This is a genomic window from Curvibacter sp. GW821-FHT09D12, from assembly GCF_059416245.1.
The window spans coordinates 178,446-199,929 of the sequence record NZ_JBWKOU010000008.1 but is presented as its reverse complement, the minus strand read 5'-3'; the positions used below and the strand labels follow the sequence as shown (position 1 = coordinate 199,929).

The following is a 21,484-nucleotide window of genomic DNA, read 5'->3' as shown; positions in this document are numbered from 1 at the left end:
CCTGACCTTACTTCACCTGGCTGCTGTAGTTCAACGGCTCCCAGACAAAGCCCTTGCCCGCTGCGCGCAGGCGGCCTACGCCGGGGAAGGGGAAGTGCGCCACGGCCACCAGGCTGCCGTCCTTGGCCAGGGCCTTGAACACGTTGGCCCGGGCCGTGCGGGCATGGGCCTCGTCGCTGTCGAAGCCGATGGTGATCTCGGGTGACTCAAGCTGCACCGCGGCCACATGGATCAGGTCGCCCAGCAGGATCATCCGCTGCCCATCGCTCTCCAGCACATACACGTTGTGGCCCGGGGTGTGGCCATGGGTGGCCTGGCTGCGCAGGCCCGGCACGATCTCGCCATCGGCCTGGAAGGTCTTGAGCTTACCGGCCTCGGCATAGGGGTTCAGCGAGGCCATGGCGCCCTGGAAGAAGCCTTTTTGTGCATCGGGCGCAGCGGCCAGGCTGGCGGGCGACAGCCAGAAATCCTTGTCGGCCTGGTCGGCGTGCACGGTGGCGTTGGGGAACACCACCTTGCCCTCAGACACCAGTCCGCCCACGTGGTCGGGGTGCATGTGGGTGATGACGATGTCGTCCACCTGTTCGGGCTGGTAGCCCGCGGCCTTGATCTGGGCTGACAGGCGCCCCAGGGTGGGGCCGAACAGGGCGCCAGCGCCCGCGTCTACCAGCACCAGGCGGCTGCCGGTGTTGATCAGGAAGGCGTTGACCGAGGTCTCGAGCGGGGCCTTCAGGTAGTGCTTGCCCAGGCCCTGGGCCACCCGGCCCTTGGGGGCGTGCAACAGTTGATCGACCGGCAGGTCCACGGTGCCGTCGCTGAGGGCCGTCACCTCGAACGAGCCCACCATCAGGCGGTACCAGCCCGGGGCCTGGGTTTTCTGCATCGGGGCCGCGGCCTGGGCCACGCTGGCGGTGCCGGCCAAGCCGCCCAGAGCAAGCGCCAGGGCCAGCCCGAGGCGTGCTGCGGGCTTGGAGATGGGGTTTGAATGCCATGTTTTCATGAAGTGTCCTTGGGTGCAGGTTGCAGGGATGGAATGGAAACAGCGGCTATTGTTGTTTTTTGCGAAAAACAGAACAATACGAAGATGTGCAAAGTATCTTTGCGATGTTTGCAAAGTCAATGCGGGCCTGCCCGCAGGCTCTGGCAGCGTTCATCTCCCTGACCCGGTTCGGTTCCCAAGCCCCATGATCGATTCTCTCAAGACCTTTCTCGCCGTGGCCAGCAGCGCCAATTTCTCCGAGGTGGCACGCCAGCAGGATGTGGCGGTGTCCTCCGTCACCCGCAAGGTGGATGCGCTGGAGGCCGAGTTGGGCACGCCACTGTTCCACCGCAGCTCGCGTCGCATCCACCTGACCGATGCGGGCGAGCAGTTCGTGCCACGGGCCCGCACCATCCTCAGCGAGATCGCCGCGGCCCGCGATGCCTTGCACCAACTCGACGACCTGCCCCGTGGCCCGCTGACCGTGGCGGCGCCCACCGTGTTAGGGCGCCGCCATGTGGTGCCGGCCGTGGCTGGCTTCATGCACCAGTACCCCGGTGTGGAGGTGGATCTGCACCTCAGCGACCAGGTGATCGACCTGGCCGAGCAGGGGGTGGATGTGGCCATCCGCATCGGCGTGCTGCCCGACAGCGACCTGCAGGCCACCTTGCTGGCGCCGGTGCGCCTGGTCACCTGTGCCAGCCCGGCCTACCTGGCGCGGGCCGGGCGGCCGGCCTCGCCGATCGAGCTGCTGCAGCACGAATGCATCAGTGTGGCCACGCCGCCAGCGCCGTCGTTCATCTGGCGCTATGCGGGCGTCAACCGCAATCAGCCCCTGGCCGTGCGGGGGCGGTTTCGCACCGACGACAAGGACGGCATGTTGCAAGCGGCGCTGGGCGGTTTGGGCGTGCTGCACATCGCCACCTGGGTGGTGAGCGACCACCTGCGCGACGGCAGCCTGGTGGCCTTGTTCCCGGAGGAGTTGGGTGCGCCACCGGCTGCGGGTTTGCCAGGTATCCACGCCGTGCGTGCGCCGGGCAGGGGCCGCTCTCAGCGGGCACGATTGTTCATGGCCCACCTGCGGGCGGCCATCGGTGAGCCGGCGTGGTGGGACCGGGTGCCTGGATCGGTTCAGGAGGCCGTCATGGCATGACGGCGCTATTCACGTGTGAAAGTGCAGGCTGAGCACCCCGGGTTCTGGCTGCCCGGGGCCGTCACACGGTCTGCCCTTGCGGGTTTAGATAGAGCTTGTTGGCGCGGGTCAGGTGGGCGCGCATGGCTTCGGCGGCGGCCTCGGGCTGGTGTAGCGCAATGGCGTCCACGATGCGGTCGTGCTCGGCCAGCGTCAGGTCTTCCACCCCGGGGGCGCGCACCATGGCTTGGTAGTATTCGCCAGCCCAGCGGAACAGGGCCTCGACGATGGCCGGAAAGATCGGGTTGCCGCTCACCGTGGCCAATTCACGGTGGAAATGCATGTCCAGTTCGATGAATCGCTCCAGGTCGTTCAGCGAGGCGCGGTGGCGTGCCACCGCGAGGCGCAAACGGGCGATGTCTTCCTCGGTGGCGCGTTCGGCGGCCTGGCGGGCCATGCCGATCTCCAGAAACAGCCGGGCATCCTTCAAATGCTCCAGCGAGTCGGGCTGGCTGCGCAGCAGGTGCATGGCACCGCCAGCAATCTGAGCGATCAGCCGGTCGGCGGTAGGCACCACCACACGGGCGCGTTCGCCATGCGCGATCTCCACGATGCCTGATCGTTCGAGGGCCTGCAGTGCCTCGCGCACGGCAGGGCGGCCCACGCCGTATTCCTCCATCAGTTCGCGCTCGGAGGGTAACTGCCCGCCCGGTGGGATGGCGCCTGAGCGAATGCGCGTCATCAGGCGATCAAGAACCTCCTGGAACAGTTTGCGGCGCTGGATCGGTTCGGTCATGACGGGCGGGCTCGGTGGCAGGGGCTGGGCGAAATCGGCGATTTTCGATTATGGCCCGTCAGTGACTCACTCCGAGGCCTGGTCACGGCCCTCGCCAAGCCAGGTAGGCGTCCTCCGTGAAAACCCCAGTGCGGGGATTTTTCAATCAATGGTCTACTCATCACACCAGTTCATCAGACCAGCTGGAAGAGGCCCTGTCCATGACGTGGGGCGGCTCAAAACAACGAGGAGACTTCGTGAACAGTTCTGTCAAAACCGTGGAGCAAAGCGCGATCCGCAAGGTGTCGTGGCGGCTCGTGCCCTTTGTGGCGCTGATGTTTTTCATCAATTTCCTGGATCGCACCGCGATTTCATTTGCCGGCCCCAACGGCATGAGCAAGGACCTGGCGCTGTCGGCGGCTCAGTTCGGCATGGCCGCCGGCATCTTTTTTGTGGGCTACATCGTGCTGGAGATCCCCAGCAACCTGGCGCTGCACAAGTACGGCGCGCGTCGCTGGCTGTCGCGCATCATGGTGAGTTGGGGCGTGGTGGCCTTGTTGTTCACCTGGGTGAGCAACGTCGAGGGCCTTTACGCACTTCGCTTTCTGCTGGGGGTGGCGGAGGCCGGGTTTTTTCCGGGCGCCATCCTGTTCCTGAGCCAGTGGGTGCCGGCGCGCTACCGCAGTCACATCCTGGGCCTGTTCTACCTGGCACAACCCCTGACCACCGTGATCGGTGCGCCGCTGGCGGCCCTGTTGATCGAGGCCAACGGGCTGTTCGGTTTGGCGGGTTGGCGCATCATGTTCTTCGGCGTGGCCGTGCCGGCCATCGTGGTCGGCTTCATCGCCTGGTTCTACCTGGCCGACAAGCCCACCGATGCCCGCTGGCTCAGTGCCGAAGAGCAGCGCTGGTTGACTGACGAGTTGGCTCAGGAGGCCCGCCAGAAGGCCAAGACCCCCGGCGCCCAGGCGGGTCTGGCGCTGCGCGATGGCCGTGTGTGGCTGTTCAGCCTGGTGTACTTCGGCTTCATCTACGGCCTGTATGCGCTGGCCTTCTTCCTGCCCACGGTGATCGGCGGCTTCGAGGCCCAGTTCGGCAGCAAGTTCAATGTGTTCCAGAAGGGCCTGATCACGGCCATCCCTTACCTGCCGGCGGCCGTGGCCTTGTACCTGGCCACCCAGCATGCCACCCGCCACGGGGTGTCGCGCTGGCATGTCGGGCTGCCCGCCTTCATTGGGGCGGCCAGCATTCCCTGCGCCTTGTACATGCAGTCGCCAGTGACCACGGTGGCGGTGATCACCGTCACGGCCTGCGCGATCTTTGCCGCGCTGCCCAATTTCTGGGCGCTGCCGGCGCGCTTCCTCAGCGGTGCCGGGGCCGCCACGGGCCTGGCGCTGATCAACACCGTGGGCAACCTGGCCGGCTTTGCCGCCCCCTTCATCACCGGCGCGCTGAAAGACAGCAGCGGCGGCTACCAGCTGCCCATGTTGGTGGTCGGCGCCCTGATGGCCGTGGCCGGTGTGCTGGTGCTCAAGGTGGCACACCCCGCCATGCCGCGTGCCGCGGCGCTGGCCTGAACCCTCTGCGCTCAGCGCAGCTTTTTCTGCAAGGGCCCAAGCCTGGGCCCATCGACTTCAAGGAGAACTCCAGATGAATCCCAAAATTGCCTTGTTTGGCGCTGGCGGCAAGATGGGCGTGCGCCTGTCCAAGAATCTGCTCAATTCACGCTTTCGCGTGGCCCACGTCGAACCCGGCGCGGCGGGGCAGCAGCGCCTGCACGATGAGCTGGGCCTGTCGGTGGTCAGCACCGAAGAGGCGCTGAAGGATGTGGACGTGGTCATTTTGGCCGTGCCCGACACCCTGATCGGCAAGATCTCGCACCAGATCGAACCCCAGCTCAAGTCCGGCGCCATGGTGATGGTGCTGGATGCCGCCGCCCCCTTTGCCGGCCACCTGCCCCAGCGGGCCGACCTCACCTACTTTGTGGCCCATCCTTGCCACCCACCGATCTACAACAACGAGACCAGCGAAGCCGCGCGCAAGGACTACTTTGGCGGCGGCTTTGCCAAGCAATCGATCACCAGTGCCCTGATGCAGGGCCCCGAGTCGGCCTTTGACCTGGGTGAGGAACTGGCCAAGACCATCTATGCACCCATCCTCAACTCCTACCGCCTGACGGTGGACCAGATGGCCCTGCTGGAGCCGGGCCTGTCAGAAACCGTCTGTGCCACCTTGCTCGACGTGATGCGCGAGGCCATGGACGAAACCGTGCGCCGAGGGGTGCCGGCCGAGTGCGCGCGCGATTTTCTGCTGGGCCACATGAACATCCTGGCCGCGGTGATCTTCAAGGAGATCCCGGGCGCCTTCTCGGATGCCTGCAACAAGGCCATCACCTTCGGCAAGCCACGGTTGATGCGCGACGACTGGATCAAGGTCTTCGAGCGCGAAGAGATCGCCGAAAGCATCCGCCGCATCACCTGAGCAAGGCACCCCATGGAACGCATACACGCCACCTATTGGCTGGAGACCGGCGACGACCCGGCCCGGGCGGCCGAGGTGATTGCCGGCGAACAGTCCAGCGGCACCTTTGTGGCCCTGCCCACCGAGACGCCTGAGCTGAAGGCCCGGGCCGGCGCCCGGGTCGAACGCCTGCAGATCCTCGACAGCAGCCTGGTGCCCAGCCTGCCCACGCCCGCCCCCGCGGCCAACGGGCGCTACACGCGGGCGCTGCTGGAGCTGTCGTGGCCGCTGGCCAATCTGGGGCCCTGCCTGCCCACCCTGATGGCCACCGTGGCCGGCAATCTGTACGAGCTGCGCTGCGTCACCGGCCTGCGCCTGATCGATCTGCAACTGCCCCCGGCCTTTGCCCAGGCCTACCCCGGCCCGGCCTTTGGCGTGGCTGGCACGCGCCGCCTCAGCGGCGTGTCCAGCGGGCCTTTGATCGGCACCATCATCAAGCCCAGCGTGGGCCTGAGCGTGCAGGAGACGGCCGAGCAGGTGCAGCTGCTGGTGGATGGCGGCATCGACTTCATCAAGGACGACGAGCTGCAGGCCGACGGCCCGGCCTGCCCCTTCGACGAGCGCGTGAAGGCCGTCATGCGCGTGGTGCGGTCGGCGGCTGACCGGCTGGGCCGCATGCCCATGGTGGCTTTCAACCTGACCGGCAATCTGGACCAGATGAAGCGCCGCCATGACCTGGTGCTGGCCGAGGGCGGCACCTGCGTGATGGCCTGCCTGAACTCGATCGGCCTGGTCGGCATGACCGAGCTGCGCCGCCACGCCCAACTGCCGATCCACGCCCACCGTGCCGGCTGGGGTTACCTGAGCCGCTCGCCGCAACTGGGCTTTGACTACGCGCCCTGGCAGAAGCTGTGGCGCCTGGCCGGGGCCGACCACCTGCACGTGAACGGGCTGCGCAACAAGTTCAGCGAAGCCGACGACAGCGTGATGGCGGCCGCCCGCGCCGTGCTGGCCCCGGTGATGGACAGCGCCCCCATGACCGGCATGCCAGTCTTCAGCTCGGGTCAGACCGGGCTGCAGGCGCACGACACCTACGCCGGCCTGGGCAGTGCCGACCTGATCCACACCGCCGGCGGTGGCATCTTTGGCCACCCGGGTGGCGTGGCCGCAGGGGTACAGTCGTTTCGCGATGCCTGGCAGGCGGCGCAAGAGGGCATTGAGCTGGAGCGGGCGGCCCTGGATTCACCGGCCCTGGCCCAGGCCCTGGGGTTCTGGCGATGAATGCGATGAATGCCTTAGAAAGCCCCTTGCAGGCGGCTTTGCCCGAGGGCTTGCTGCTGACCTACTACGGCGATGATTTCACGGGCTCCACCGACGCCATGGAGGCGATGACCGCTGCTGGCGTGCCCACCGTGCTGTTCCTGGAGCCACCTGCGCCAGAGGCCTTGCAGCGTTTTCCGGGCGTGCGCTGCGTGGGCCTGGCGGGCTCGTCGCGCGGTCGCAGCCCTGAGTGGATGGCCCGCCACCTGCCCCAGGCCTTTGCCAGCCTGAAGGCGCTGGGGGCGCCCATCCTGCATTACAAGGTGTGCTCCACCTTTGACTCGTCGCCCGCCATTGGATCCATCGGCTGCGCCATCGAGATCGGGCTGCAGCACATGGGGGGCGACTGGAGCCCCTCGGTGGTGGGCGCGCCCCGGCTGCGCCGCTACCAGGTGTTCGGGCACCTGTTCGCGGCTGTGGAGGGCGTGGGCTATCGCCTGGACCGCCATCCCACCATGTCGCGCCACCCGGTCACCCCCATGGGCGAATCGGATCTGCGCCGTCACCTGGCCGCGCAGACCCCGCGTCGCACGGGCTTGGTCGACATGGTGCAACTGAAGGCCGGCGATGCCCTGGCCCAACTCAGGGTCTGTCGTCAGGCCGACGTTGCGGCCCCCATCGTGTTCATCGATGTGCTGGACGATGAGACGCTGCTCGAAGCCGGCCGCCTGATCTGGACTCAGCGCGGCGGTGGGCTGTTCAGCGCTTCGTCTTCGGGTCTCAGCTACGCGCTCACGGCCTATTGGCGCAGCCAGGGCTGGCTGCCCGCCAGTGCTGACCTGCCCGAGGCCGCGCCTGTGCCGGTGATCGCGGCGGTGAGTGGCAGTTGCTCGCCCGTCTCGGCAGGCCAGATCCGCTGGGCCAGGGCCCATGGCTTTGCCACCGAGCGGCTGGACATCGCAGCCTGCCTGCTGCCCGAGCGGTGCGAGGCCGAACTGCAGCGCGTGCTGGCGCAGGCCGGCGCTGCCCTCTCGGTCGGGCGCAGTGCCCTGGTCTTCAGCGCCGAAGGCCCGGACGACCCCGAGGTGCTGGCCTTTGACCAGCACGCCGCCCGGGCCGGCCTGAGCCGGGCCGAGGCGGCGCGTGCGGTGGGCGCGGGCCTGGCCGAGGTCATGAAACGACTGCTGGACCAGCATCCCCTGCAGCGCGTGGTGGTGGCCGGTGGCGACAGCTCGGGCGAGGTGGCCAGTGTGCTGGGCATCGAGGCCCTTACGGTGCTGGCCCGCATCACGCCCGGCGCGCCTCTGTGTCGGGCCTGGTCAGCGAACCCGCGGCGCGATGGCTTGGAGCTGATCCTCAAAGGCGGCCAGATGGGCGGCGAGGCCTTTTATGGCCAGGCCTTGCACGGGGTGTGACGCGCGGCCGGAGGGGTTTCATGCGGCGGCCAGGGCCCTTGCCCACGGGCGCGCCACGGCCGCAAGGCACGGTATATTGCCCCGACCTCAACAACCCGGCCCGGCCCCGAACATGATCACCTGCCATCTGCGCTACGTCATCGATCCCACCCAGCTTCAAACCTTCGAGCACTACGGCAAACTCTGGATCGGTCTGGTGAACCGCCTGGGTGGCATCCACCATGGCTACCTGCTGCCCTCCGAAGGCGCCAACAACATTGCGCTGGCCTCGTTCTCGTTCCCCTCGCTCGCGGCCTACGAGGTCTACCGCACCCGCTCGCAAACCGACCCCGAATGCCAGGCCGCCTTCAAGCTGGCCGAGGACACCCGCTGCATCCTCAGCTACGAGCGCAGCTTTTTTCGGCCGGTGTTTGAGTAGGCGCCTCGGTGTGAGGCAGCGCTCACCCAGCCACCCATGTTCTGGCCAGTGCCGCGTCCGGGTGTTCGAAGGCCAGAGCAAACGCCTGCAGCTCTTGCGGCGTCATGCCCACCTCGGGTGACAAGCCCAACTCACGCCACTGCCACCGGCGTGTCTTGCACCATGGCCACCAGGGCGTGGGCGGCATCCATGCCGGCCCGTCGTGCCAACTTCAGCGCCAGGACTTCCGCACGGGTCACGTTGCGCTCGTCTTTCACACTGGGGAACTTTCCCAGGGCCAGATGCCCTTGCTCATCCAGGAGGCTGCATTTTGGCCGCATGCCGCCCAAAGACGTCGCCTTGCCCCGCAGATAAGCCAAATCTTCGGCTGTCTCCTGGCCCAACTCCACGGCTTTTGACGCGTTGAGCATCTGCCCCAGTTCAAGCATCCGCGGCGTGGCTCGTCGCCCCGCAAGGACCGACCCCGGAAACCTGTCCTGGGCATCGCGCAAGCTTCAGAAGGCCTTGGGGGCACTGCGGCGCTTGCTGTGGATGCGCGTTGGCAGCTCCGCATCCATCAGCGCCAGGCCAACGGAATCGGTCGCCGTGTCCAGCAGCAGGCGAAGCTTGTCGAGCTCACCAAACACCTGCAGGGCGCTTGCCAGGTAAGACAGTGCAATACCGGGGTGCCCGTCTTCCAGCCGGCGAACCGTGCTGGTCGACACCCCCATGCGCGAGGCCAGATCGGCCTGCGACAGCCCCCGGCGCCGGCGGGCCAGCGCAAGGCTTTGGCCGAGTGCCTTGATCGCTTTTTTTTATATGAGCTCCTATCAGGATTAAACGCTGGCGGTCTCAAATCCGAAGCGCAACACCACTGCTTGATTGAAGCGATTTGAGAATCAGTGAATGGTAGCGTTCTGGCGCTGTGCAATCGCCTGCATGAACTGCTGGAAGGCTTGGTATGGAGACTTCCAGCCCAACGTTTCGCGCGGCCTGTTGTTCATCAGATCAGCAATGGAATCCAATGCGTCCTGATCGTGCACGCTCAGGTCCGTCCCCTTGGGCAGGAACTGGCGCAGCAACCCATTGGTGTTTTCGCAACTGCCCCGCTGCCAAGGGCTGTGCGGATCGCAGAAGTACACCTTCACACCCGTGGCCTGGGCCAGTTCCCGATGACGGGACATCTCCTTGCCCTGGTCGTAGGTGAGCGCTTGGCGCATGGGCTGCGCCACCTGGTTGAGCTTGGCCGTGAAGGCCGCCAGAGCGCTTTCGGCCGTCGCGTTGGGCATCTTGCACAACAGCACCAAGCGCGTGCGGCGCTCCACCAGCACACCCACGGCAGACTGGTTGTTGGCACCCTTGATCAAATCCCCCTCCCAGTGCCCAGGCATGAGCCGGTCATTGACCTCGGGAGGACGCACATGGATGCTGACCATCTCGGGAATCTGGCCCCGCCGATCCTGCCCCGCCGAGCGGGGCCTGCGGCCACTATGCCCCTGGCGCAGCAACGCAATCAACTGCTTCTTGAGCTCCCCACGGGGATAGGCATAGATGGCGTTGTAGATCGTCTCATGGGATACATGCTGGCTGGGATCATCACGATGCATGCCCTGCAGTGTGCGGGCAATTTGCTGGGGAGACCAACGCCACAGCAAAAGATCACAGACCACACGCCACAGCGCGCCATGCGGGTGCAGCTTGGGCAAAGGCCGAGAAGCGATGCGGCGGGCCTCACAGGCTGCCTGGGCAGGCTTGAAGGCATAGCCATCACAGGCCGAGCCATTGCGGGAAAGCTCACGGCAAATGGTGCTGGGGCTGCGCCCGAGCAGGTGGGCGATGGATCGTTGGCTATGGCCTTGCTGCAAAAGAGAAGCCACAGTCAGGCGATCTTCTGGCTGCAAGTGTGTGTATCGTGAAGTCATCTGTGCAAATTACCTGGGGTTCAGGTGTTGCACTTCAAGTTTGAGACCGCCCTGCCATCATCATCCTTGGAGGCAGCTCCTTGGGCTAAGCATTGAGTAAATGGCGTGTCTTCGACAAATGCAAAAGTTGAATGTGTATCAATGGAAAATCGAATGCTAAAGGAATGCACTTCAACATTCGCGCGACAATTTCGTGCTACGTCATAGAAATGCTGGTCGCGGGCAAATGCAGAAGGCGATGCTGCCAGCCAAACGAAAATAGCTGTGAGGATTGAAGGGATACGCATACTCACAGGACGTATGAGTAGAAAACGCTTTTGAGTCGATGAAGAAGGATTTCGATGATGCTAATGCAGGTCTGAACGTCCACTTATGGCCGAGGCTGTGTGGAAACGCACTCTGCCTAACAGTATGCCGAATCCTGGCGTTGTGCATGACCTGGCTGGCCTCACACGCAGCTCTAGAAGCGCTGTTTGCGCGTGGCGGCACCTTCATCTTTGCTTCGGTCTTGCATGGCGACAAAGGCACATAAAGAGGCTCACGCCCCCACCAGCCGCATCGCCTGTAGCGTCTTCTCGATACCCAGAATCCGCATTACCCGCTTGAGGTTGTAAGCCAGCACCTGCAGGCTCATCTCGGTGCCCACATGTGCCAGGGTCTTGGTCAGGAAGTGCGTTGTGCCCATCCAGTGCTTGAGCGTGCCGAACACATGCTCCACGGTGCGCCGTCGCAACGTCATCGCGTCCAGTTTCTGGTCTAGTCGCTGCTGCACGCGCTCCAACACATCTTCATGTTCCCATCGGCGTACGCGCCGGTAGCTACTGGTGGTGCACTGCGCCTTGATCGGGCATTGAGGGCAGGCGCTTGTCCAATAGACGCGTGCGTTCAGGCCATTTTTCTCCACCGTGTTGAAGCGGTAGATGGCGTGCTCGCCCGCCGGACAACGGTAGGCGTCATGCTCGGTGATGTAGACAAAGTCGCTCTTATCGAAACGTCCCTCGGCCTTGGCACCCGAGGTCATCGGCTTGGGCACGTAGGTGGCAATGCCGGCGTCCTCGCAAGCTTTGAGTTCGGTGCCGCTGAAGTAGCCACGGTCCGCAAAGGCTTGCAGCTTCTTCTTGCCCATGGCCGCCCGTGCCGCCAAGGCCATCTTGGTCAGTTGTGCCCGGTCGTTACCGATGTTGGTCACCTCGTGGGCGACGACCAGATGGTGTTTGGCATCGACCGCCGCTTGTACGTTGTAGCCCACCAGGCCGGTGCCTTTGGCCTGTGAGTTCATCGAGCGCGCATCGGGATCGGTGGTCGAGCGTTGGCCGTCGCGCTCTTGTTTAAGCTCTTCCTGCGTCTGGTCGAGTTGCCGCATTTGCGCACGCAGCGTCTTGATCTTCTCCGTCAGGCGTTCGGTCTTGGCCTCAACCTCGGCGGGCTGCGTGCGGTCTGCCGTCTCCAGCGCGTCCATGTAGCGCTGGATACTTTGCTCGATCTGCCGCTGGCGGGCTTCGATCTTGCCGGGCGTGAAGTTGCGATCCCGGCTGTTGACGGCCTTGAACTTGCTGCCATCGATGGCCACGATGGCCTGGGTGAACAGCTTGAGTTCGCGGCACAAACCAACAAAGCGTTTGCAGACGTTGCGGATGCCGACACCGTTGTGGTGGCGAAAGTCGGCAATGGTCTTGAAGTCGGGCGCCAGGCGACCTGTGAGCCACATGAGTTCGACGTTGCGCTGGGCTTCACGCTCCAAGCGACGGCTGGACTGGATGCGGTTCAGATAACCATAGATGTAGAGCTTGAGCAGGACTGCCGGGTGGTAGGCAGGACGACCTGTGAAGGCCGGATCGGCGCCTTTGAAACCGAGTGACGACAAGTCCAACTCTTCAACGAACGCATCGACGATGCGCACCGGGTTGTCCTCTCCGATATAGTCGTCGAGGCATTCAGGCAGCAAGCTCACTTGCTGGCGGGACTCGCCTTCGATGAATCGCTTCATGGGGCACCCTCGCTGGAAATGGGGTGTCCTATTTTATTTTTGAAGCTACAAGCCGTGGAGTGTTTTCACACAGCCTCGGCCGGATTCTGCCCTACATCGGAGGACCCCGGTGGGCCCGTTGCCGACACTGCCGTCGCTCCTGAGCTGTCATTGCTATTCATCGTCAAGCCTGTCGTAGGCTAGTAAAGCGACAAAGTCAGCAAACGACAGAGCCACGAAATCGACGGACATATCGTCCACGTCCCGTTCATGGTTCCACCAAACAACTCGGCTTGAAGATTTCTCAGTGCAGTCCAACAGGTATAGGTTGCCTGACCAGTCCTGAGCAACGGGTAGACATGAAGATGGCAAAACGCCGCCGACCATCTTGAACACCGAATCGACTTGGTCGAAATCTGCGCCGGTTCCCAACTTGAAAAGCGAGCGCACCCCCCAATAGTCGGGGTTGGAGGAGACATACATGCTCGGCTCATCGACCGCACGATGCGAGGATAGAAAATCGAGGTAGTCCTTTGGCAACGGCGCTCCAAGCTGCAGTTCGAGTGCAGCGAGTCGAATACCTATGTCGTTTTCTGGGGTCATTTCAATTGAAGCGCATTACCGCCTGGGGCCTTCGATGAGGGCGGTAGGGGAGTGACGGCTCTTGGCCGATAGTACTCATTCGCGGAAGCGTCCCGTATGTCTGCAGACCAGCCTGAAGCGGCCCCCAGCAACGGGAGTCGGCTCTGGTGTGGTTGCAGACCTTGGACCGATGATGCCTACTGACCGCTGGGGGCGCCAGATCAGACGGTGGCCCCAGATCTGCAAGAAGTGGTTGCAGGGTGAAGGAACGACTGGGGGTCCCGTCTCGAATTGGCATCACATGGCCGGGTAAGCCGATCAGCGTACACCGAGGTAACGCTGGAACCAGTTGATCGCCGCCTGGGATGTGCTGTCGAAGTCTCGTTCGTAGACGTCGAAGTGCCCGGCTCCCGGCACGATACGCAAAGCCTTGGGTTCCAGTGCGCGAGCATAAGCGCTCAGCGCCAGATCCGTGGGGGTGACGCTGTCGTGTTCGGCCACCTGCATCAGCAGCGCCGTCGGGCTGATGCGGTCGATGAAATCCACTGGGTTGTAGCCACGTGCCGCTTCCACCGACCGCAACGTGACCTCCGGTACGGCACCGGGGGCTCGTGTATAGGCGGCGGTGTACCAGTCCGCGGCCTCCTGGCTGCGGTAGATCGCATTGGAAGTCGCGTCGCCCATCAGGCGCAGCCGGGTCGGGGCTTCGCCACGGGCGCGGCGCAAGCGTTCTTCTGCAAAACGGCGTAGCAACGCGGCCTCAGCCTCACCCGATGCCCGACGCTGGGCTGTCTGGCTGCCATGGGTGGTGGGCACCTGCACGGCCACGCAGCGCACACGCCGGTCCGTGGCGGCGACCACCAGCGCATGACCGCCGCTGTAGCTACTGCCCCAGACGCCGATGCGCGCCGGGTCCACGGCCGGCAAGCTGCTGGCATGGGTGATGGCGTGCCGCAGGTCTTCCACCTGGCGCCAGGGATCGATCTCCTGCCGCGGCTCCCCGTCGCTGGCTCCGAAGCCGCGGTGGTCGTACAGCAGCACGGCCAGCCCTGCCGCCGCGAAGGCTTCGGCATAGCGGTCGGTGAACATCTCCTTTGTGGTGCCGTAGCCGCCAGCCATCACCACGGCCGGCGCGCGTCGCGTTGGCCCACTGCCGGCGGGCAAGTAGAGCCAGCCCCTCAGTTGAACACCATCGGCATCGAAAGCCACGTCCTGGCGGCTGAAACTGGCCTGCGGCGCGAAGGCGGCTTTGGCCGCCAAATCGGGGGAGACGGATGGTGTGGCTTGTGCAAATGGGGCGTGGAGAGTGGAGAGCATGGTAGCCATCAGGCATAGACCGACGCGTCGGCGGCTCTTGAGCGAGACGTGATCTGTCGATAGGTGAATCAAAAAAGTCAAAGTGTTGTCTCCTGGTGTCTTGTGTCGTGGACTCGCGTCTGATACGAAAAAGCCCAAGCCAAGGTTAGGAGACCGCCGCTTGACCCGCTGCGGCCAAATGGACAATGACTGCGGCAGAACAGACAAACTGAACGCCTGCAGCAGGCAGGTGGTGCTATATCCCGCCGAAGTAACTGGAGGGCACGGTACCGAGCCAGCGCCGGAACACCTCTGTGAACGCCCCAGGACTTCCGTAGCCCAGGTCCAGAGCGATGCTCGTCACCTGCTCCCCGCGCGCCAGGCGCGTAAGCGCGGCCATCAGACGCACTTGCTGGCGCCAGGTGCTGAAGGACAGGCTGAACTCCTGCTTGAACAGGCGCGCGAGCGTGCGACTCGAACAGCCCGCCAATTCGGCCCACTGCGTCAGCTCTCGGGTGTCGCCGGGCTGCGCGACCAGCGCATCGCAGACATGGGCCAAGCGCCTGTCCCGGGCCGGTTGGAGGTGAAAATCGATGGCCTCGCACGCACCCTGCACCTCGCCCAGAAGAACCTGGAGCAATTGCGCCTCGTGGCTGCCAGCGGGGTAGTCGATGGGTATGACAGAGGCTCGTACGAGCAACTCGCGCAGCAGTGGAGAGATCCCCAGCGCCTTGGGAACCACCGGCAGTTGGGACAGCACTGCCGGGTGGACGTATAGCGTGCGCAAGGCAACTGGTCCGCAAGCCTGCATGTCATGCGTCAGGCCCGGGGGCATCCACAGCGCATGCAAAGGCGGCACGAGCCAGAAGCCCTTTTCGGTACGCACCTTCATCAAGCCGGAAACCGCGTGAATGAGCTGCCCGCGGACATGGGCGTGCCAACCGACGACGAAGCCGTCTGGATAATCCTTGGGCATCACGCCCAGGGGTGATGCGGCCTGCTCGTAGTCGTGGCGGTTGGTGCTCTTGCTCGCGGCCTGCTTGTCCATGCGGACATCGTAGGCGAATCCCCTGATTGGAGGGCCGAAAAAGGCCAGAAGCCGACCTTTGCTGAGCAGTTCCACTACCATTCTTCCGAATGGAAAACATCACCATAACGACCGCCACACCCGATGAACTCCGCTCCAGCGAGCTCGGCCTGAAGCTGCGCCGCTACAACTATGGCTTCGTCGGTGAATATCCCGAGCAGCAGTACATTCGGTTAACTGCCAGAGATGAGAACGGCCGATGCGTCGGCGGGCTGAGAAGCTTTGTGTTTCTCTACTGGCTCAACATCGAAGTGCTGTTTGTCGAAGGCGAGGTACGCGGCCATGGCTTGGGCAGTCGCCTGCTCGCGGAAGCAGAACGGCAAGCCATCGAGCTGGGTGCCAAAAATTCGAAGCTCGACACCTTCGAGTGGCAGGCACCCGCGTTCTACCAAAAGCACGGCTACGAAGAGTACGCGCGGGTCGAGGACTATGCGCCCGGCTTCTACCTGGCCTACATGAGGAAATCGCTGGTGCGCTGAGCGCTGTTGCACGCTTGCTTCGGCTGCCGGCCAGGCGCAGCCGTAGGCTCGTAACTCTCCGATTGGGCTTCAATTCCAAAGGCATTTACCAATGCATGGATTTCGCGCAACTCAGGGTCGAATCTGGATCGGGACGCGGAGGTTTTACAGACCTTCCTTGGATTTGATTTAGCCTGACGCCAGGTTCATTGGGGATTCTCATGCTCATTGCTCAGTTGTCAGACCCGCACATCCGTCCCAAAGGCGAGCTGTACCAAGGCGTTGCGGATTCCAACCGGATGTTCGCGGAAGCGATCGCCCATGTTCACGCCCTTGATCAACTCCCGGACCTGATGCTGATCACGGGTGACCTGGTTGATGAGGGGCTGCCTGCGGAGTACGCGATGGTGCGCGAGTTGCTGGCGGCTTCGCGCATACCCGTCTTCGTCATTCCGGGCAACCACGATCACCGTGAGAATTTCCGTCTCGCGTTTCAGGATCAGCCCTATTTGCCCACGACGGGCCCCCTGCACTGGTGCAACGACGACTATCCAGTTCGCCTGATAGGACTCGACTCGTGCCCAACAGGGAAACACCACGGGCAGATCGACGAGCAAGGCCTTGCGTGGCTGGCCGGCGTGCTGGCTCAAGACAGGGTCAAGCCCACACTTTTGATGCTCCATCATCCGCCGTTCATGAGCGGCATCCATTACATGGACAAGTACCGCTACATGACGGCACAGGCCCTGGAGGCGGTGGTGCGGGCGGCGCCCAACATCGAGCTTGTGCTGTGTGGGCATGTTCATCGCACCATGGTGCGGCGTTGGGGTGGAACCGTCTTGTGCTCTTGCCCTAGCACCACCACGGAAATTGACTTGCAACTGGCTCCCGATGCCAAGCCGCAGTCCCACATCGGCCCGCGCGGCTGCATGCTGCACTTGTGGGACGAGGCCCACGGCATGATCAGCCACGTGAGCCACATGGGTGACTTTGAGGGGCCATACGGGTTTGCTTGATCGCAAGCGCGTCGGAGGGAGGGCCGCTCGCTTGCGCGCTGGTCTTTGTTGAGCCAATGGGCTCTTCACAGGCCAGCACCGCAGTCTGAATACCCCCCAACACCCCCCGCCAGCCTAGGGCTCACCCTTAACGATTGTTCGCGATGCGCGAACGGGCTTGACTTCAGACAATTCGCGGCAGAACAACTCGGAGACTGTCCATGTCAAGCTCACGCCGCCATCGCCTGCTTTCGCTCACCCTCCTGGCCGGGGGGCTCTTCACCACCGCTGCGCCGGCCATGGCCCTGCGCCCGCCGGCGGATGTGGATGGGCACCGCATTCAAAGGGCGGATCAAGAGCCCGGCAACTGGATGAGCCATGGCCGCACCTATGATGAGCAGCGGTTCAGCCCGCTCAAGCGGGTGAACGATGGCAACGTGGGCCAGCTGGGTGTGGCCTGGACTTACAAGCTCGACATCGACCGCGGTGTCGAGGCCACACCCATTGTGGTGGATGGCGTGATGTACACCACCGGCGCCAAGAGCATCGTCTATGCGCTCGATGCCCGCACGGGCAAGCCCTTGTGGAAGTTCGATCCGCAGGTGCGGGTGGAAAGCCTGTCTACCGGCTGCTGCGACATCGTCAACCGCGGCGTGGCCGTCTGGAAGGGCCGTGTCTATGTGGGCGCCTTCGATGGCCGCCTGATCGCGCTTGACGCCCGCAACGGCCGCAAGGTCTGGGAGGTCGATACCGTCATTGACCACAAGAAGAGCTACACCATCACGGGCGCCCCGCGCATCGTGAAGGGCAAGGTGCTGATCGGCAATGGCGGCGCCGAGTTCGGGGTGCGGGGCTATGTGACGGCCTACGATGCCGACACCGGCCAGCAGGCCTGGCGCTTCTACACCGTGCCTGGCGACCCGAAGAACCCGCCCGAGAACGCCGCCATGCAGATGGCCCTAAAGACCTGGTCGGGCAATGGCTGGGTGAAGTGGGGCGGTGGCGGCACGGTGTGGGACTCGATGGCCTACGACCCTGAGCTTGACCTGCTCTATGTGGGCGTGGGCAATGGCTCACCCTGGAACTACGAGTTCCGCAGCGAAGGCAAGGGCGACAACCTGTTTTTGTCGTCCATCGTGGCCGTGCGCCCGGACACCGGTGAGTACGTGTGGCACTACCAGACCACGCCCGGCGACCGCTGGGATTTCACCGCCACGCAGCACATGGTGCTGGCCGACATCATGATCGAGGGCAAGCCGCGCAAGGTCATCATGCAGGCGCCCAAGAACGGGTTTTTCTATGTGCTGGATCGGCAGACGGGCAAGCTGCTGTCGGCCGACAAGTTTGTGCCGGCCAACTGGGCTTCGCATGTGGACCTGAGCACGGGCCGGCCCGTGATGACGGGCGAGGCCGACTACAACAAGGGCCCGAAAATGGTGGTGCCCTCGTTCCTGGGTGGCCACAGCTGGCAGCCCATGTCGTTCAACCCCCAGACGGGCTACATCTACCTGCCGGCGCAAGAGACGGTGGCCGGCCTGGAGGCGGCCAAGGCGCCCGAGTTTCTGCCCACCAAATCGGTGGTCAACCTGGGCTTGAATGCCCCCGACCTGCCTGAAGACCCGCAGATCACAGCGCAGGTGCGCGACGCCTGGAAGGGCCGCCTGATCGCCTGGGACCCGGTGAAGAAGGCGCCGGCCTGGACGGTGGACTACCAGGCCCCGGGCAATGGCGGCACCCTCAGCACTGCCGGCAACCTGGTGTTCCAGGGCACGGCCGATGGCCGGGCCGTGGCCTATGCCGCAGACACCGGCCGCAAGCTGTGGGAGCAGCGCGTCAACTCCGGCGCCATGGCGGGCCCGGTCACCTACCTGGTCAAGGGCGAGCAATACGTGACCTTCATGGTGGGCTGGGGCGGTGCCTTGCCCCTGATCGGGGGGCCGCTGTCGCTGGGTGCGCAGGTGCAGCCCGAAGCGCGCGTGGTCACCTTCAAGCTCGACGGCAAGGCCAAGCTGCCCGCACCGGCTCAACAGGCCCGCGATCTGCCCCCGCTGCAAACGCTGACGGCCAGCGCCGAGCAGGTGCAGCAGGCGCGCACCCTGTTCAATGGCCTGTGTGCCTCTTGCCACGGCATCAACGCCATCAGCGGCGGCGTGGTGCCCGACCTGCGCTACCTGACCCCCGCCAAACACCAGCAGTTTGCCGGCATCCTTTACGGCGCCCGCATCCCCAAGGGCATGCCCAGCTTCAATGGCGTGCTGACGATGGATCAGGTGGAGCTGATTCGCCAGTACCTGGTCAAGCGCAGCCATGACCTGGCGTCGGAGCTGGAGGCCGGCAAGGGTGGCAAGGCGGCGCAAGCGGGGGGCGCAGGGTCAGTTGGGCAACGCTGAGCCCTCGATCGCCCCTTTGGCAGGCCCTTTTGGGCGGCGAGGATCTCGGTGCCAGCGCTGCGTTCGCTGCTTCCCTGGCTGTGGCCTCAGGGCGCGGTGGTCGGCAGGCATGCGCTGGCGAAGCCGGTGATGGGCGTCATCGGCAGCCGCCAGGCGATGAAGCTGGTGGCCGAAGGGCTCAGGCACCCGCGATGGGCCCTTGGGCCCAGGTCGGCACTGGATAGACGCGCTGGCCTGTGTGCCCATCCCGGCGCACCTGGAGCGCTCAGTGCTTTACTGGCCGTTCTTTTCGGCCTTCGCTGCGGCGGCACCTTCCATCTTTCTTTTGGCACGGGCTGCCTTTTTCTCTTCGGCGCTTACCTTGCCCGATGACGCCGCCTTGCTGTCACCCAGGGCCACTTCGCCCCCTTGAGGAATCGGTGTTGCCTTGGCAGCCGCGGCGCCGTTGGCCTTGCGCTCTGCACGTGCGGCTTTCTTCTCTTCCGGTGTGACCATTTTGGTGGGGGCTGCCTTGCTGTCTGCAGCATCGACCTCGCCGGCCGCGAAGGCGGTGCCGATGAAGGCGTGCGAGACCAGAAGACCGGCGATCAAAATTTGCTTTTTCATGTTGATTCCTGTTTGAAATAGAACGGTTGGGTTCTTGTTGAAAATGGGGTTCAGAGAGTCTGAACCCCGGTTGCAGGGTCTTGCCCATTTGGCGCGCACCCGTCTGCTGGTATCGCTCACAAAACGGGCTGAGTCAATTTCAAGCCAAAGCATTCGGCTTGGCGTGTTCGGGCGTCAGGGCTCGGTGGTGTGCAAGCCTGCGGTGGCGATGCAGGCGATGGCCGTCACCGGCAGCAACAGGGCCACAAAGCCGACGGCCGAATAGCTGAGGGCACCCGCGATCGACCCCAGGGCAAAGGTCAAAACCGGGTAGAAGAGCCGGCTGATGCGCTGGCTCAGGCCCGCATCCCGGCGCCCGGCGATCCAGTCGCTGGCTTCCATGACCAGTTGGGTGACGTTGCCAGTCATGACCGTGTTGGGCGTCAGCTTGGCCAGCAGCATCTTGCTGCTGGCGTTCTGCATGCCCATGGCGCCAGCGCCAAACAGGCCTGCAGCGTAGGCCAGGGGCTGAAAATGCCCTGGCACAAGCTCTGAGGCCACACCCGCCGCCATGAAAGCCAGCAAGAGCAAGGCTTGCAGGCCCATCAAGGGGCCCAAAGGCGGCCGGCCTTGGCGTTCGAGTGCCAAAGCCAGCCAACGGCAGAGCGCGACCGCCAGCACAAAGACCGGAAACGCCAGCAGCTTGAGCGCAACGCCCCGCCCGGGCTGCACCAGTTCGGCACCGATCAACACGAAGTTGCCCGTGACGTGGGCGGTGAACAGGCCGAACAAGGCGACAAACCCAAGCGTGTCGACAAAGCCGGCCACCCCCGCCAAAAGTGTGGCGCCGTGGTGGGCAGGTAAGGGTTTCATGGTGGGGTGGTCTCGGTGCGGTAAGAGGGTGTCAGTGGGCACGGAACTGGCTGCGCCACTGGCCTGGCGAGAGGCCTTCCGCAGCGCGGAAGGTGCGTGTCAGGTGGGCCTGGTCGGCAAAGCCGCATTCGTTCGCAATGTCTGCGATCGAGAGTGTGCCTTTGAGCAACAGTTTGGCCATGTCAATCTTGCGTGCAAGGCGCCATTGCGCCGGGCTGTAACCCGTCCAGGCCTTGAAGGCCACGCTGAAGTGGCCCCGCGACAGGCCGCATTGGCGTGCCACGGCGGTCACGGTGCAATGGGGATGGGCCTGCCCGCAGAGTTCGAACATGGACAAGGCCTGAATGCGATGGTGCCGGGACAGCCCCCCGCCCGATGCCTGCAGGACGGCGGCATTCAATTGGCAGACTCCAGGTTGGGCGCGTCGATCAGGTGGGCCTCGACCAGCCACAACAGCTTGTCTGTTTCGCGCGACAGTTGGGTGAACAGGTCGGCCGTGCCGGCGTCACCGAGATGGCTGGCCACCTCAATGTCTTGCCGCACGCCAGTCCCGAAGCCGCTCAGGGCCCCGCTGACGGCGTCAAGGTGGGCCGCGCCGCCCTTCAGGCCCAGCGGGTACTCCGCCAGAGAGCTTCCGTTGACGGCGGTTTTCAGGCGCCCATCGGCCGTGCCGCCCAGGGCGGTGATGCGCTCGGCAATGAGGTCGACCGCCTCTTCGATCGCGTCGTGCACTGAATCCAGCAGCTGGTGCAGCTGCAGAAATTGGGGGCCCTTGACGTTCCAGTGCGCATGCTTGAGTTGCGCGTCCAGGTCGATGGCGTCGTTCAGGCGCTGCTGCAACAAGCGTGCAACCTGCCCACGCACCAGCGGCGGCAGATCCATCTTGGTGACATATCCCATGGTGAACTCCCG

At 64.3% G+C, this 21,484-nt stretch carries 22 protein-coding genes; 9 read left to right on the top strand and 13 right to left on the bottom strand.

Translation table 11 applies throughout. The annotated features are described in order from the left end of the window. Window positions 1-7: 7 nt before the first annotated feature. The gene (locus tag AC07PT_RS15280) at window positions 8-1,000 is read right to left on the bottom strand and encodes an MBL fold metallo-hydrolase (protein WP_494657165.1); all 993 of its coding nucleotides are present in this window, start codon (window positions 998-1,000) and stop codon (window positions 8-10) included. A gap of 184 nt (window positions 1,001-1,184) precedes the next feature. Here AC07PT_RS15280 and AC07PT_RS15275 point away from each other — a divergent pair, with 184 nt between their 5' ends. Then, on the top strand, window positions 1,185-2,132 hold the full coding sequence (locus AC07PT_RS15275; RefSeq protein ID WP_494657164.1) for a LysR family transcriptional regulator: 948 nt from the start codon (window positions 1,185-1,187) through the stop codon (window positions 2,130-2,132). A gap of 61 nt (window positions 2,133-2,193) precedes the next feature. Here the strand turns inward: AC07PT_RS15275 and AC07PT_RS15270 are convergent, their stop codons facing one another. Next, on the bottom strand, window positions 2,194-2,907 hold the full coding sequence (locus AC07PT_RS15270; RefSeq protein ID WP_494657163.1) for a transcriptional regulator NanR: 714 nt from the start codon (window positions 2,905-2,907) through the stop codon (window positions 2,194-2,196). A 236-nt stretch (window positions 2,908-3,143) separates the two neighbouring features. Here AC07PT_RS15270 and AC07PT_RS15265 point away from each other — a divergent pair, with 236 nt between their 5' ends. The 5 genes from AC07PT_RS15265 (at window position 3,144) to AC07PT_RS15245 (ending at window position 8,439) form a co-directional block, all read left to right on the top strand. Next, window positions 3,144-4,463 carry an MFS transporter gene (locus AC07PT_RS15265; RefSeq protein ID WP_492347734.1) on the top strand — a complete coding sequence of 440 codons (1,320 nt, stop codon included), beginning with the start codon at window positions 3,144-3,146 and terminating at the stop codon, window positions 4,461-4,463. Window positions 4,464-4,536: 73 nt separating this feature from the next. Continuing rightward, entirely contained in the window at window positions 4,537-5,367 is an 831-nt protein-coding gene (locus AC07PT_RS15260; RefSeq protein ID WP_494657162.1) for a phosphogluconate dehydrogenase C-terminal domain-containing protein, read from the top strand. 12 nt (window positions 5,368-5,379) lie between these two features. Then, window positions 5,380-6,627: a ribulose-bisphosphate carboxylase large subunit family protein gene (locus tag AC07PT_RS15255; RefSeq protein ID WP_492347736.1), complete on the top strand. Its 1,248-nt coding sequence runs from the start codon at window positions 5,380-5,382 to the stop codon at window positions 6,625-6,627. Between the two features lie 5 nt (window positions 6,628-6,632). Next, entirely contained in the window at window positions 6,633-8,021 is a 1,389-nt protein-coding gene (gene oiaK, locus AC07PT_RS15250) for a 3-oxo-isoapionate kinase OiaK (RefSeq protein WP_494657161.1), read from the top strand. Between the two features lie 112 nt (window positions 8,022-8,133). Then, on the top strand, window positions 8,134-8,439 hold the full coding sequence (locus tag AC07PT_RS15245; RefSeq protein ID WP_494657160.1) for an NIPSNAP family protein: 306 nt from the start codon (window positions 8,134-8,136) through the stop codon (window positions 8,437-8,439). Between the two features lie 131 nt (window positions 8,440-8,570). On the opposite strand, the gene AC07PT_RS15240 is transcribed toward AC07PT_RS15245, so the two are convergent. From AC07PT_RS15240 to AC07PT_RS15210, 7 genes are all read right to left on the bottom strand, one after another. Then, a complete protein-coding gene (locus AC07PT_RS15240) occupies window positions 8,571-8,930 on the bottom strand; it encodes a HipA domain-containing protein (RefSeq protein ID WP_494657159.1) in 360 nt (119 codons plus the stop codon). A gap of 3 nt (window positions 8,931-8,933) precedes the next feature. Further along, complete coding sequence (locus AC07PT_RS15235; RefSeq protein WP_494657237.1) at window positions 8,934-9,224, bottom strand: helix-turn-helix transcriptional regulator; 291 nt, start codon at window positions 9,222-9,224, stop codon at window positions 8,934-8,936. Between the two features lie 93 nt (window positions 9,225-9,317). Continuing rightward, the gene (locus AC07PT_RS15230) at window positions 9,318-10,340 is read right to left on the bottom strand and encodes an IS30 family transposase (protein ID WP_494657158.1); all 1,023 of its coding nucleotides are present in this window, start codon (window positions 10,338-10,340) and stop codon (window positions 9,318-9,320) included. A gap of 538 nt (window positions 10,341-10,878) precedes the next feature. Next, a complete protein-coding gene (locus AC07PT_RS15225) occupies window positions 10,879-12,327 on the bottom strand; it encodes an IS1182 family transposase (protein WP_494657157.1) in 1,449 nt (482 codons plus the stop codon). Window positions 12,328-12,480: 153 nt separating this feature from the next. After that, complete coding sequence (locus tag AC07PT_RS15220) at window positions 12,481-12,909, bottom strand: SMI1/KNR4 family protein (RefSeq protein WP_494657156.1); 429 nt, start codon at window positions 12,907-12,909, stop codon at window positions 12,481-12,483. A gap of 297 nt (window positions 12,910-13,206) precedes the next feature. Continuing rightward, window positions 13,207-14,205, bottom strand: a complete 999-nt coding sequence (locus AC07PT_RS15215) for an alpha/beta hydrolase (RefSeq protein ID WP_494657155.1) — start codon at window positions 14,203-14,205, stop codon at window positions 13,207-13,209. A 235-nt stretch (window positions 14,206-14,440) separates the two neighbouring features. Continuing rightward, the gene (locus tag AC07PT_RS15210) at window positions 14,441-15,307 is read right to left on the bottom strand and encodes an AraC family transcriptional regulator (RefSeq protein WP_494657154.1); all 867 of its coding nucleotides are present in this window, start codon (window positions 15,305-15,307) and stop codon (window positions 14,441-14,443) included. A 14-nt stretch (window positions 15,308-15,321) separates the two neighbouring features. Here AC07PT_RS15210 and AC07PT_RS15205 point away from each other — a divergent pair, with 14 nt between their 5' ends. From AC07PT_RS15205 to AC07PT_RS15195, 3 genes are all read left to right on the top strand, one after another. Beyond that, window positions 15,322-15,750: a GNAT family N-acetyltransferase gene (locus AC07PT_RS15205; protein ID WP_492346117.1), complete on the top strand. Its 429-nt coding sequence runs from the start codon at window positions 15,322-15,324 to the stop codon at window positions 15,748-15,750. Window positions 15,751-15,950: 200 nt separating this feature from the next. Next, entirely contained in the window at window positions 15,951-16,745 is a 795-nt protein-coding gene (locus AC07PT_RS15200) for a phosphodiesterase (protein ID WP_494657153.1), read from the top strand. A 200-nt stretch (window positions 16,746-16,945) separates the two neighbouring features. Beyond that, window positions 16,946-19,114: a PQQ-dependent dehydrogenase, methanol/ethanol family gene (locus AC07PT_RS15195; RefSeq protein ID WP_494657152.1), complete on the top strand. Its 2,169-nt coding sequence runs from the start codon at window positions 16,946-16,948 to the stop codon at window positions 19,112-19,114. A 273-nt stretch (window positions 19,115-19,387) separates the two neighbouring features. On the opposite strand, the gene AC07PT_RS15190 is transcribed toward AC07PT_RS15195, so the two are convergent. From AC07PT_RS15190 to dps, 4 genes are all read right to left on the bottom strand, one after another. Then, on the bottom strand, window positions 19,388-19,720 hold the full coding sequence (locus tag AC07PT_RS15190; RefSeq protein ID WP_492346114.1) for a hypothetical protein: 333 nt from the start codon (window positions 19,718-19,720) through the stop codon (window positions 19,388-19,390). A 174-nt stretch (window positions 19,721-19,894) separates the two neighbouring features. Continuing rightward, on the bottom strand, window positions 19,895-20,572 hold the full coding sequence (locus AC07PT_RS15185; RefSeq protein ID WP_494657151.1) for a YoaK family protein: 678 nt from the start codon (window positions 20,570-20,572) through the stop codon (window positions 19,895-19,897). A gap of 31 nt (window positions 20,573-20,603) precedes the next feature. Then, on the bottom strand, window positions 20,604-20,972 hold the full coding sequence (locus AC07PT_RS15180; RefSeq protein WP_492346112.1) for a helix-turn-helix transcriptional regulator: 369 nt from the start codon (window positions 20,970-20,972) through the stop codon (window positions 20,604-20,606). Then, window positions 20,969-21,472, bottom strand: coding sequence for a DNA starvation/stationary phase protection protein Dps (dps, locus tag AC07PT_RS15175; protein WP_492346111.1), 504 nt, complete (start codon window positions 21,470-21,472; stop codon window positions 20,969-20,971). The genes AC07PT_RS15180 and dps overlap by 4 nt, the downstream gene beginning before the upstream one ends. Window positions 21,473-21,484 lie beyond the last annotated feature (12 nt).